Annotated in this window: 9 protein-coding genes, 1 rRNA gene and 1 other annotated feature; of the genes, 1 reads left to right on the top strand and 9 read right to left on the bottom strand. The window is 32.2% G+C overall.

From position 1 onward, the window contains the following. The 5 genes from BLV68_RS11050 to BLV68_RS11030 form a co-directional block, all read right to left on the bottom strand. Window positions 1-327: ribosomal RNA gene (locus tag BLV68_RS11050) — 16S ribosomal RNA — on the bottom strand; the annotation flags it as partial. Window positions 328-667: 340 nt separating this feature from the next. Then, the gene (locus BLV68_RS11045) at window positions 668-1585 is read right to left on the bottom strand and encodes a bifunctional enoyl-CoA hydratase/phosphate acetyltransferase (RefSeq protein WP_093753782.1); all 918 of its coding nucleotides are present in this window, start codon (window positions 1583-1585) and stop codon (window positions 668-670) included. 11 nt (window positions 1586-1596) lie between these two features. Further along, window positions 1597-2730 (bottom strand): tetratricopeptide repeat protein, encoded by a 1134-nt coding sequence (locus tag BLV68_RS11040; protein ID WP_093753780.1) that lies wholly within the window; start codon window positions 2728-2730, stop codon window positions 1597-1599. Window positions 2731-2739: 9 nt separating this feature from the next. Then, window positions 2740-3498, bottom strand: a complete 759-nt coding sequence (locus tag BLV68_RS11035; RefSeq protein WP_093753778.1) for a hypothetical protein — start codon at window positions 3496-3498, stop codon at window positions 2740-2742. 2 nt (window positions 3499-3500) lie between these two features. After that, window positions 3501-5270 carry a B12-binding domain-containing radical SAM protein gene (locus BLV68_RS11030; protein ID WP_093753776.1) on the bottom strand — a complete coding sequence of 590 codons (1770 nt, stop codon included), beginning with the start codon at window positions 5268-5270 and terminating at the stop codon, window positions 3501-3503. 192 nt (window positions 5271-5462) lie between these two features. Here BLV68_RS11030 and BLV68_RS11025 point away from each other — a divergent pair, with 192 nt between their 5' ends. Continuing rightward, window positions 5463-5657 carry a hypothetical protein gene (locus tag BLV68_RS11025; RefSeq protein ID WP_093753774.1) on the top strand — a complete coding sequence of 65 codons (195 nt, stop codon included), beginning with the start codon at window positions 5463-5465 and terminating at the stop codon, window positions 5655-5657. A 24-nt stretch (window positions 5658-5681) separates the two neighbouring features. Here BLV68_RS11025 and BLV68_RS11020 read toward each other — a convergent pair whose 3' ends face one another. The 4 genes from BLV68_RS11020 to BLV68_RS11005 all read right to left on the bottom strand — a co-directional run bounded on the left by BLV68_RS11020 (window position 5682) and on the right by BLV68_RS11005 (window position 13269). Next, a complete protein-coding gene (locus tag BLV68_RS11020; protein WP_093753772.1) occupies window positions 5682-6650 on the bottom strand; it encodes a hypothetical protein in 969 nt (322 codons plus the stop codon). An 11-nt stretch (window positions 6651-6661) separates the two neighbouring features. After that, the gene (gene argS, locus BLV68_RS11015) at window positions 6662-8362 is read right to left on the bottom strand and encodes an arginine--tRNA ligase (RefSeq protein WP_093753770.1); all 1701 of its coding nucleotides are present in this window, start codon (window positions 8360-8362) and stop codon (window positions 6662-6664) included. Between the two features lie 41 nt (window positions 8363-8403). Further along, window positions 8404-8607, bottom strand: a binding site (T-box leader). 49 nt (window positions 8608-8656) lie between these two features. Continuing rightward, complete coding sequence (locus tag BLV68_RS11010; RefSeq protein ID WP_093753768.1) at window positions 8657-11035, bottom strand: endonuclease MutS2; 2379 nt, start codon at window positions 11033-11035, stop codon at window positions 8657-8659. Window positions 11036-11049: 14 nt separating this feature from the next. After that, window positions 11050-13269, bottom strand: a complete 2220-nt coding sequence (locus tag BLV68_RS11005; RefSeq protein ID WP_234949896.1) for a DUF3656 domain-containing U32 family peptidase — start codon at window positions 13267-13269, stop codon at window positions 11050-11052. Window positions 13270-13273 lie beyond the last annotated feature (4 nt).

Genomic DNA, 13273 nt, shown 5'->3' with positions numbered 1-13273 from the left:
CGTTCACCCTCTCAGGCCGGCTACCCATCGTCGCCTTGGTAAGCCGTTACCTCACCAACTAGCTAATGGGACGCGAGGCCATCTCCTACCGCTATATCGCTTTAACCTAAAGATCATGCGATCCTTAAGTGTCATAGGGTATTAATCCCAGTTTCCCGAGGCTATCCCCTTGTAGGAGGTAGGTTCCTCACGCGTTACTCACCCGTCCGCCGCTAGGTGATTTATGTCTTCATCCCGAAGGAATCCGTCATAAATCCCTCGCTCGACTTGCATGTGTTAGGCACGCCGCCAGCGTTCGTCCTGAGCCAGGATCAAACTCTCATTTAAAAGTTTCCTTGACTCTCTTTTGCTCAAAGTACTTCACACTGTTTAGTTGTCTAGGTTCATTTCGTGATGCTATCTTAGCATAGCATATTTTTGGCTTGTTGTCAATGTTTTTTTGAAAGTTTACTATATCAAAATCCTTAACTCCTTATTCATCTGTTTTTGACGACATTTAATAACTTAGCATATTTCTTGTATATATTCAAAACTCAAAATTCCTCATATAATCTGTTTTTTGTGTTTTTTTCTCTAAAATTCATAAAATATCTTTTTAAATCGTTTTTTTTAATGTTTATAATAAGATTTAATAAATGATTAACATGAATTAAAGTATGAGAGTTGATTAGGTAAGATTGTAATATCTTGATATAACTCCTCCTAATGCGATGGAATATAATTTTGATTGATAAGAATCCGCTCTTGAAACTAAAACTATAGGAACTTTAGCTCCCATAATTATTCCTGCAGATTTTCCATCAGCAAAATAAGTTATACTCTTACCTATTCCATTACCCATTTCTATACTGGGCACCAGTAATATATCTGCATCACCAGCTACTTCACTTTCATACCCTTTTATTCTCGCTGAATCCTGAGATATAGCTAAATCTAACGCCATTGGTCCGTCTACCACTACTCCTTGTTCAAAATGCCCTTCCAAGTATCTGTTCTTTAATTCTAATGCATCTACCGTTGCAGCCATCTTTGGATCTACTTTTTCTTTTGCAGCTAAGCAGGCAACCTTAACCTTTTCGTTTCCTAGTGCTTTAACAACAGTTACGCTATTTTCAACTATTTTAATCTTCTGTTCTAAATTTGGTGATATATTCATTCCTCCATCTGTTAAGTAAATTAGCTTGTGATAATTTTGAATTTCATAGACCATTACATGGCTTAATAAGCTATTAGTTCTAAGCCCCCATTCCTTGTTTAGTACAGCTCTAAGTAAGGTTGAGGTATCTATTAATCCCTTCATTATAAAATTTGCTTTATTTTCTCTAACTAATTTTACTCCTAATTGAGCAGCTTTTTCTAACTCTGGCTCATGGATTATCTCATATTTACCTACATTAATTTTTAACTCCTTTGCTATTTCCTTGGTTTTAATCTCATCTCCTATTAAAATAGGCTCAATTATTCCAATTTCACTTGCTTTAACTATTGCTTCTAAAACTCCATCGTCATGACTTGCTATCACAGCTAATTTCATCTTTTCATCATGCTTAACCTCTAATAACTGGTCTAACTTATTTATTTTCATAGTATACCCCCCTACCTTTTAAAAATACCCTTTATTTTTTCATAATGATCTTTTACTATATCATCGTTGGGATTTAATTTATATGCTTTTTCAATATCTTTTTTGGCCTTGTCCATAATTCCTAATTTTAAATAGGCTAATCCCCTGTTGAATATTATCCAATAATCCTTATTATTTTGATTTATTCCCTGACCAAATATGCTAATAGCCTCTTTTATATTTCCTACTAGATACAAGCATATTCCAAGTTCATTATAAATATTGACATCAGTTCCACCCAAATCTAAAGCTTTATAAAAGAAGTCTATGGCTTCTTCATACTCCCCTAGTCCCTTATAGGCCAATCCTACTAGATAAAATATATTCCACCATTCTTCATACTTATATGATAATGGCATTAGTTTTTCTAGAGCCCTTTCATATTGACCAATAGTTAGATAGTTTATACCTACTTCATAGTTTGCATCATCTTCTATTAGGTGCAATTCTTCTCTGATCTCATTAAGCCTTTCAGGATCTTCGTCTAATTTTAAATACTTTTCCCATATAAGTTTCGACTTTTGAAACTGTTGGAAATATTTGTAGTAATATCCTAGTTTATAATAGGCTAATGGAAAGTTTTCTTCAATGTCCAAAATAGTTTCCATTAAGTTAGTAGCCTCTAGCAGAAAAGCCTCCCCTTTATCCTTGTTATCCATATCGATATATTTCTTACCAATATCTTCCAAAGATAAAGCATAGTTAAATAGACCTTCTACATTTTTAGGATTTAAGTTTACCAGTGCTCTAAAGACTATTGAAGCTTCTTCTAACCTTTCCTTTTCAGCCAAACCAAGACCTCTATACAAAATATAATTTTCAATCTTTGAATTATAATTATAAAGTATATTCTTGTACTCTTCCTTGTATCTAAAATCTTTATCAATACCTAGAATATATATAATCCCATCTACTATATGAGCCATTTGTAATTCTTCCTGTAAACTGCCTTCTTTAATTTCTTCAACTAAAGTATCAGTTATAATAGGCAAGGGAATCTTATCATCAATGGTATAATTGTCAACGTTTATTTTAGCCCCCCTCTTAAGTTGAACAAAAGAAACTTTTTCAGCTTTTTTAATAAAATACTCATCTACTATTTTCATCTTATCACCTTAATCATAAAATTTGCTTATATACATTCTTTTCCTTGGTGTACTGGTACTCAATAATTTGAATAAATGTCCTCTGTAAATCATCATAAAAGAAAAGAGACATTGGCTAAATATATAAAATATTATACCTTTTATTGATATATCAAAATTAAAGTTTAAGTGAGTGCTGAACATTTTTATTGCCCAATTATTAGTCAGTAGATAAATTAAAATATTAAATGCTACATTAGGAATTAGCCAGTTAATCCAATTGTCCTTCATAAATTCTAAAGCATATCCTATGCTTTCACCTGACGATAAAGTTTTTTGATAGACAGTTTCTGGTAATGGGTTCAATCCAACAATAACCAAAACTGTTACTATGGTTGCTAGCAATTGAGGATTAACCCCTATAACTTCTACAAAGGCAGATAAAAGAAAGCTACCAAGCCAAAATATAAAGAATATCCCATATACCTTCCAAAGAAAAAATTTAAATCCCTCTTTAAAGTCAGCCCAGGTTATCTTATCGTAATTTATTATATTAAACAGAAGGTATAAGTAGTTAGATATAAGGCTACTACTTGCGATAGCAACTACCAGACCCGCTAAAAATGATAATATCCCCGTGAAAAAGGTGCTTATAAGCAAAGTCAAGGCCATGTTTATAAACCCATAAACAATACCTGTAAAAATTAAAATCCAGTTATTTCTAAAGCTTTTTACGCTCTTCTTAAATGTTCTTTTATTTACTAAAAGGATATCTTCGAATAGGTTCAAAATTATCCCTCCCTCTCCACATATCTAGTTATATCATAAGTTTTGCACCTAATAAGCTGTCCTTCATGATAATCAAATAGTATATAAGTTTCTCTATCCATATAGTCACTATATTTATAATCTTTCTCTATGAACTTTAAAATATCTATCTCAAATCTTTCTATATGGATTCTCTTTACAATTTCCTTAGTAGGTTTACCCCTATATCGGATTAAGTAACCATTTAAAAGCCTTTCATCCTTTAATACCCTATGTTTCTCTCCCTGTGTTATCTGAATCTGATCCCTGTTTATAAAATCAGGAATATTGGGACTGTTATTAACTAAATAATCATATTTTATTAACTCATTAAATATAACTAAATTATCGTATTTTTTATCTTTATAGAATTCCAATAATATTTTATACAAATTGTTCCGACTATGGGAAAGGGAATGGTATCTCCTTCCTTCCCAATAATATAAAAAGTCTTCAAAAAAATCAAAAGCAGTTTTATAATTGTTTTCTATTAAATATTCTAAAGAATTTATAAAATACCCTTCATTATAGTATTTCTCAACCAAATCTTCAATTCCCTTTAATTTTAACATTTCCTTATAAGTTATATATTTGGATTCCAAAACTTCATAAGGAGGTTCATCTAAAAATTTATAATTATATTTGTCCTTATCTCTCCTTAATCCAGAGCCTTTTAATAGTTTTAAAAAACCTAATTGAATCTTCTCAGGTTTAATATTGTAAACATCATTAAAGGATTTTTTGAAACTCTCATAACCCTCATAAGGTAAACCTGCAATTAAATCTAAATGCTGATGAATATTATTATTTCTTTTAATCTCCTTGCAAATCCTACTTAATTTTTCAAAATCTGTAATCCTTCCAACTGCTTCTATAGTTTTTGGATTTGTTGATTGAACTCCAATTTCAAACTGAAAAAGCCCCTCTCTTGCTTTTTTAATAAATTCTAACATATCCCTATCCAACAAGTGAGCTGTAACTTCGAAATGAAAATTAATATCCCTAGGATCTTTTTTCATAATAAAATCCATGATCTCCATAGCAAATTTCTTATTGGCATTAAAAGTTCTATCTACAAATTTAACTTGTTTCACTTGGGCTCTTATGAGCTTTTCTAGGTCTTCTTTAACTCTATCTAAACTAAAATACCTAACCCCTTTTATAGTTGAAGATAAGCAAAATTGACAATTAAAGGGACAACCTCTAGAACTCTCATAATAAACTATTTTATTTCTAAGGCTACCATCAACGTTCATATACGGAGATGGAATAGAATCAAGATTATCTATTAAGGGTCTAGTTGGATTTTGGATTATTTTACCATCCTCTCTAAAGATTATTCCATCTATTCTACTATAATCATCTTTCCTATCTAAAAGAGCTTTTATCAATTCCCTAAAGGTTTTCTCCCCTTCTCCATAGACTATAAAATCTATGAATGGATAATCCCTTAAAATATCCACTCCATCAAAAGACACTTCTGGTCCACCTAGAATAATTTTAATTTCTGGTTTTACCATTTTTAAAATATAACATATTTTTAAAGTTTCATTTCTATTCCAAATATAAGTAGAAAAAGCTACTATGTCTGGATTCTTTTTATATATTTCCCCAGCAATGAAATCTATATTTTGATTGACGGTAAACTCCAGTAATTCTATTGGAGCTAAATCCACGGTATAAGACTCCAAATATCTAATTGCTAAAGCTGAATGGATGTATTTTGAATTTAAAGTTGTTATTATGATATTCATATGTTCTTACCTCTCTTTATAAACTATCTACATTATAGCATAATCCAAAAAATCATACACATTAAGTGCTCAATTTAGAAAAAAATCTATAATGTAGCATTTTGTCATATTGAAGGTTATTTGAAAAAAGTATAGAATAATATATAATATATGATAGAATTATGGAAAAGATCTGATGAAAGGAGTTATTAAATGAGAGAATTCGACAAAATATCAATTCAAGAAATGTCTAAGGAAGATATGTTAATGATTATTGAAGCTTTAGAATATACTGGTACCCATACAAAGATAAAAGCTTTTATAGACCTTAAAAATAACATTTTAAAGGAATTAAGTTCTTTAGCAGATACTACAGAGGAAGAATTTGTCCAATATTTAAATAGATAATTTAACCTTCCCACAGGGAAGGTGTTAGTCTTTTATAAACTTATAAGTCCCTGATTTAGTTTTTAGTTGGATTATAACCTTGCCATCTATTTCATGACGTTTTACAACTTGAGATTTATTTAAAAGGGAGTGGTAAAATACATCTCCCTCTTTAAATTCAAATACATCAGGTAGATGATATTTTTCAATTTTTAATTTATGAGGATCTATTCTTCCATTTCTTAAATTGCAGATATATTGCCCTAATTGAAAATAATATCTATCTAATTGGAAAGAATGATCCTTGCTAGGATTTTTAAAAAAGCCTATTATTCTTTTAAAAACCGTATCCTTGCTTTCTTTACCATTTAATGTTTTTATACAGTTTTCCAATATTTTAAATTTGTTGGAAAAGACTGTATTTAAAACATTTATAGCATAAACCTTATTCCGTTCAAAATCAACGGAAAAATTACCTGGGTACTCTTCATATGGAACTCTAAAAAACATCTTATATTTTTCTAAAAAATCAACTTGAGATAAATGGATTATCTCTTCCTTTATTCCATCAATTATATCCCTATTGTTGATTATAAGATAATAGATTAATTTAGATATCAGTAACCCCTCTATTAAAGCCTCTATGTTTCCTGTAGTAAACAAAATGTTCTTTATTACCTCATCTCTTATAAATTTAAAATCCTTATTTACCAGTATTATAGGAATAAGCCGATAATATAAGGTATCATCCATATCCTTCCAGTAGATATTCGAATCGAATTTCTCCAATATATTTAATAGGGAGGAATTTTCTCCATGCCTATAATACCTCCAAAGATTGATCTCCTCTTTATACCTAGTATAATCTATCTCCACACTAACATATTCCTCTGATGGCACTAATGATTTAATAGTTAATAGGATTAAATCGGTTATATGAGAAAGTCCCTTGTTTTTCTTAAAATCCTCATTAAATATCGCCATCAGAGGAAAAGTAATTCTGTCTATTTCCATGCTATCTTCTCCTACATCTTATTTGGAGCCTCAATTCCAAGTAAGTATAATGCTGTTTTTATTACAGTTTTCGTTGCATAGACTAAATTCAATCTTGCCTTTTTCAATTCTTCCTCCTCATTCAAAATTGGACAACTGTTGTAAAATTTGTTGAATGCTTTAGCAACTTCTACTACATATCTAGTTATAAAGGATGGCTCATATTTTTCTAATGCATCTAGAACAGCGCTAGGGAAATTGTATAATAGTCTTACTAGATTTATTTCATCTTCTTCCTTAAGAAGGCTAAAATCTATTTCATCCCCTAAATTGAAATCTCCTTTTTCTAAAAGGCTATTAGCTCTCGCATGAGTATATTGAACATAGGGACCCGTTTCACCTTCAAAGCTTAAAGTCCTCTCCCAGCTAAATACATAGTCCTTTATTCTATTGTTGAATAACTCTTGGAATATTACAGCCCCAACTCCAACCTGTTTCGCAACTTCCTCTTTGTTTTCCAAATCTGGATTCCTTTCTTCGATAATCTTTAAAGTACTTTCAATGGCTTTATTTAATACATCTTCTAAAAATACAACCCTTCCTTGTCGGGTCGAAAGAGTTCCATCCTCAAGGCTTACCATTCCAAATGGAATATGAACACAATCATAAGCCCAGTCATATCCCATTAAATCGATTATCTTTATCAATTGTTTAAAATGAAGGTTTTGTTGAGATGCTACTACATATATGTTTTTATAAAAGTCGTAATGTTCTTTTCTATATATGGCTGCAGCTATATCCCTTGTTATATAGAGGGTTGAACCATCGCTTTTCTTTATCAAGGCAGGAGGCATACCATAAGGCTCTAAATCTACTATTTTAGCTCCCTTTGAATCCTGCAATAAGTTCTTTTCTTCTAACTCTCTAATAACCCTATCCATTTTATCAGAATAGAAACTTTCTCCTGCATAGGAGTCAAATTCTATATTCAATAATTTATAAACTTTATTAAATTCCTTTAAACTAATATCTCTAATCCACTGCCACAGCTCTAAAGCCTCTTCATTCCCGTCTTCTAACTCCTTAAACCAATATCTAGCTTCCTCTTTTAAATTTTCATCTTTTTCCGCTTCAGCATTAAATTTTACATATAATTTTAATAATTCATTTATAGGGTCTTTTTCTATTACTTCCGCATCTCCCCATTTTTTATAAGCTGCAATGAGCATTCCAAATTGAGTTCCATAATCGCCTAAATGATTTATCCTCACCGTATTATATCCTTGAAATTTGAATATCTTTTCAATAGAATTACCTATTACGGTAGTTCTAATATGTCCTATGTGGAAAGGTTTTGCTATGTTTGGTGAAGAAAATTCTACTATTGCAGTTCTTCCCTTACCTACATTAATAGAGCCATATCTATTCCCTTCCTCCGCTATAGCTTTCAAAACTACTTCCGTCAATTTTGCCTTATTTATGAAGAAATTAATATAGGGGCCAACATTCTCAATTCTTTCAAAATTATCCCCCCCATCTATCTTATTTACCAAATCTTCTGCTATTAGGTTGGGAGCTTTCCTATAGATCTTAGCAAGTTTAAAACAAGGAAATGCATAATCGCCCATATTGTAATTAGGTGGGATTTCTATTAAAGATTCGATTTCCTCATGATCTAAACCTTCCACCACTTGAGAAACCAAATTTACAACTTCCTTTTTAAAATCCAACATATTATTACCTCCCTTTCTAAATATTTAAAGCCCCCATCCCATTAAGAGACGAGAGCTATCCCGTGGTACCACTCTTATTGGCCTTTGGCCCACTCGAAGTCTTTAACGCAACTAGCGTAATATCCTACTCTAATTTCAGATATAGCCTCTAGGGCCCTCTTCGAATATAGCTTTGTACTGGCTTCCACCGTCCCAGCTCGCTATCACAAAGGAATATATTCTACTCTCCCTATCATTGGTTAATATTAACTTATTAATCTATAATATACAATACTTGAATAAATAATTCAAGGTCTATTTAAGCTCTATAACTGTAACTCCATCTCCACCTTCTCCAAATTTCCCAGATCTAAAGCTTTTTACATGTTTATGCCCCTTTACAAAGGATTTTATGCCCTCTCTTAATACTCCAGCTCCCTTACCGTGAATAATATATGATTCCTTTAAACCAGCTATATATGCATCATCTATATATTTGTCTAACTCCAATAAAGCTTCTTCCAAAGTTCTTCCCCTTAGATCTATTTCGTTTTTAATGGTGGAGGCTTTAGATTTAATTATTTTTTTAGTGCTAGTCTGGGTTTTCTCTAAATCTATTTCTTCTGATCTTCTTAATGTGGAAATATGAACTTTTACCTTCATAATTCCCACTTGAACTAATACATTGCCATCCTCATCAGGAAGCTCCAATATATTCCCTTTTTGGCTAAGAGATAGTACTTCTACCATTTCTCCTACTTTCAAATTCTTGGGTATTTCTTTAGACTTTACATTCAACACATTATCAGATAAGGAACTTTCCACTCTTTCCAAACTGGCTTTTAATCTCTCCTGAGCTTCTTGAATTTTCATCATTCTGTCCTTTTCAATATCTGAAGATATTTCCCTTAATTCACTAACTATTTTATTCGCCTCTTCCTTTGCAGCTCTTAAAATATTCCTAGCTTCTTCTTTAGCTTTGAGAATTATTCTTTCTCTATTCTCCCTAGTTTTTTCCTTTTCCCTAGTCAATCCCTCTTTAAGTTTTTCTACTTCTTCCTTTAGTTTTTCCATTTCATAGCGATTTTCTTCTATTATCCTTCTATCCTTATCTATTGCCTTAAGAACATCTTCAAATTCCACATTCTCTTTAGATATCAAAGTCTTAGCATATTCGATTATATAGTCTTGTAATCCTAGCCTTTTGGATATTTCAAAGGCATTTGACTTTCCTGGAACTCCAATCAATAACTTGTAAGTTGGACTTAGAGTTTCCACATCAAACTCTACAGAGGCATTTTTTACTCCTTCTGTAGTTAAAGCGTATATTTTAAGCTGGCTATAGTGGGTGGTGGCAATGGTTCTAATATTTAACTGTAATAGATGGTCTAAAATAGCCATAGCTAAAGCTGCCCCTTCTGTAGGGTCTGTTCCTGCCCCTAGTTCATCGAATAAAACTAAACTATCCTTTCTCACCTTATCCAGTATATCCACTATATTAGTCATATGAGATGAAAAGGTGCTTAGAGACTGTTCTATACTCTGTTCATCTCCAATATCTGCAAAAATTTGATAGAACACTCCTATTTGAGAATTATAATCTGCAGGAATATGGAGTCCTGACTGAGCCATTAAAGTCAACAGACCCACAGTTTTTAATGTGACAGTTTTACCCCCTGTATTTGGTCCAGTAATAACTAGAGTATTAAATTCCCTCCCCACATATACATCTATAGGAACTACCTTTTTGGGATCTAAAAGGGGATGGCGGGCCTTTTTAATATTGATGTATCCATCTTCATTTAACATCGGTTTAGTAGCATCCATTTCCAAAGCTAATTTCCCTTTAGCAAATATGAAATCTAGTCTTTGCAGTATTTTTTGATTATTCCTTATTGTTTCTCCTTCTTCAGCTACTAAAGCAGAAAGCTCTTTTAAGATTCTTTCTATCTCTTCCCTTTCTTTAATCTCCAACTCCCTTAGTTCATTGTTTAACTCTACTACTGCCATTGGTTCAACAAAAAGGGTAGCTCCACTTGAGGACTGATCATGAATTAATCCCGGAAAATTGGCCCTATACTCTTGTTTAATAGGTACAACATACCTGCCTTCCCTCATGGTAATAATGCTGTCCTGTAGAAATTTCTTATACTTAGGGGAATTTATAATGGAATTCAATCTGTTCTTTATGGACTCATTCTTATTTAATATCTGTTTTCGAATATTTTTCAAAGTGGGGCTTGCATTATCAGAAATCTCGTTTTCATCTATTATTGCATTATTTATTCTATCCTCTATATCTTTCAAAACCCTTAAGCTGTTTATGAATCCACTAATTATAGGAAATTTGGAAACCTCATCTTCCTTTAATTCTTTCATATAGCCCTTCAAACTTCTTGAAACCCTAAGGGAATCAGATATCTTAAGAAGGTTGACTGGCATCAACATTCCGCCTAATTCAGCTCTTTTCAAATCTTGAGATATATCGTAGATCCCAAAAAGGGGAGGGTTCCCTCTTTTTACTACCAATTCTAAGGCTTCCTCAGTTTCCCTTTGGAGTTCTTCTACTTCTACTAAGGAAGTAGAAGGCTTTAATTCTTTTATTAATCGTTTGCCTAGCTCAGACTCTGCTTTATCCATAAGCCTATTCACTATTTTTTCATATTCCAATACTCTTAAGGTCTTTTCATTCATATTCTCACCTCAGATCAAATAACACCTCTAAAGTAGTGTCCCTTAGTTATCCCTCTTCTTTTTCTAAATTTATCTACATAATCCATTACTTCCTCCTCTGAAGCTAAGCCTTTAGCACAAGCATAATATATTTCCTGTATATCCCTGATGCCTTCTTCCTCAAAAGTAAAATCTAACCTGATCATGTTTACCCCTTTTTTATATATTTGCCTTAAACTGTCCAATACCATTATAGGAACACTATTATATATGGTGGTAATTTTCCCTTTTCTTTCCATGTAGAACTTCAATCCCATCCTATCTTTAAGTCCATAGCCTTTGCTATAAGAACAAGCCCTACAGTTAGAATCATCCTTACAGCCCTTTAACAAAGACATGGGACAATGTTTCATTATCATTAAGGGCAAATACCCGTATCCAATAGCTTCATAATCGAAGGGATGTCTTGTACACAGCTTTTCTATCTGCTTCATATTCACTTCTGGAGATAAAGTAAGACTTTTCAAGCCAAATTCCTTTAGGAAATTTGCTGAGAAACTATTAAATATGTTTAATCCTATATCCCCATGAATATCAAAGTTGAAATTATACTTGACCCAATTTAGGGTTCCAAGATTAGAAACTGCAATCCCATCTATAAGTCCTTCCACAGACTTGATCTTTTCCTTTAATCTATCTAAATCTCCTTTATAGAGAATCCTGTCCGTTAATAAAAAGGCTTCTTTGCCAGCTTCTTTTATCTTGAATAAAGCTTCCTTTAATCCTCCATCAAAACCAACATATATTCTATCAAGCTTTCTTATATCTATTTGATTAAACTGGCTTTCCTTTAATAGGGAGAGGCTAATTTTACTTTCAATATTTCTTTTTACTTTAGTAAAAGTGAAATATTTAGAAATATTAGCTAAATACTCTTCTTCAGGAAGGGGTTTTCTTTTATTAAAATTCATCCTTTTATTATTTAGCCTTTTTATAGCTTCCCTTCTTAAGCTATTTATTACACTTATGGGTAAAAAGGCTCCTTCATCTAAATGGATTATAGCCCTTTCTAAATAATATACTGTGTCATTTAACTTAGCAAGCTGGGCCAATACCCTTTCTTTCGTTAAAACCACTTTTTTCCCTTTTTCAACTTTTAAATCCGACTTTATCTCTATACTTTCTCCTTCATATTTTAAGCACAACTTAGCAGGCTTATCAATTAGTATTTCCATCTCCATTTCAATTGGAAATTTAATATTCTCTTTGCTGAAAGAATCTTTAGCCCTGTTTAGGAGTTGGTCGCTAGGCACAGCTCTGTTATCAGGCCTATCATAGGATATGAATTTTCTTCCAAAGTCCTTAAAAGGTAGTCCTTTGGTAAAACCTCGATTGAATATTTCATAAATATCCTTCTTATCCTCTTCAGTTATACTATCTATACCTAAATCTAAGGCCTTTCTATAGTTTTTGACAATTACAGCTACATATTCGGGTCTTTTCATTCTACCTTCGATTTTTAATGAAGCAATTCCACTATCTACAATGGAATCTAATACCTCTATGGTATTCAGATCCTTTGGACTCAATACGTATTTTATATTCCATAAGTCAGAAAGCTCTTCACCACTACTATAATCTATTAACGAATAAGCCATCCTGCAGGGCTGGGCACAAGTACCTCTATTACCACTTCTTCCACCTATTATACTGCTCATCAGACATTGTCCTGAATAACAGACACATAAAGCTCCATGAATAAATCCTTCCAATTCTATGTTCGAGTTTTGATGAATATATTTTATTTCTTCCAAAGGAACTTCCCTTGCTAAGACTACCCTTTCAAATCCTAATTTTTGCAAAAAAAGAGCTCCCGGTAGATTGTTTATTGTCATCTGGGTGCTCCCATGTAAAGGGAGGTCAGGAAAAAGCTTCTTGATTAAATAAGCAAGACCTAAATCTTGAACTATAATCCCATCTACATCTATTTCATAAAGATATTTTATATAGTCTAAAGTATCCTTCATTTCATCATCGTCAATTAATATATTGACGGTCACATATACCTTCACACCTCTTAAATGGGCGTACTCTATAGCGTATTTTAATTCATCCTTATCAAAATTAGATGCATATTGCCTTGCATTAAAAAGCTTTCCCCCAAGATATACTGCATCTGCACCATTTTGTACTGCAGCAAACAGGCTCTCCATACTACCTACAGGAGCTAATAATTCTACATTTTTATCCAACACTTAG

This window comes from Tepidimicrobium xylanilyticum (assembly GCF_900106765.1).
GTDB lineage: Bacteria > Bacillota > Clostridia > Tissierellales > Tepidimicrobiaceae > Tepidimicrobium > Tepidimicrobium xylanilyticum.
This window is presented reverse-complemented; position numbering and strand designations above follow the sequence as displayed.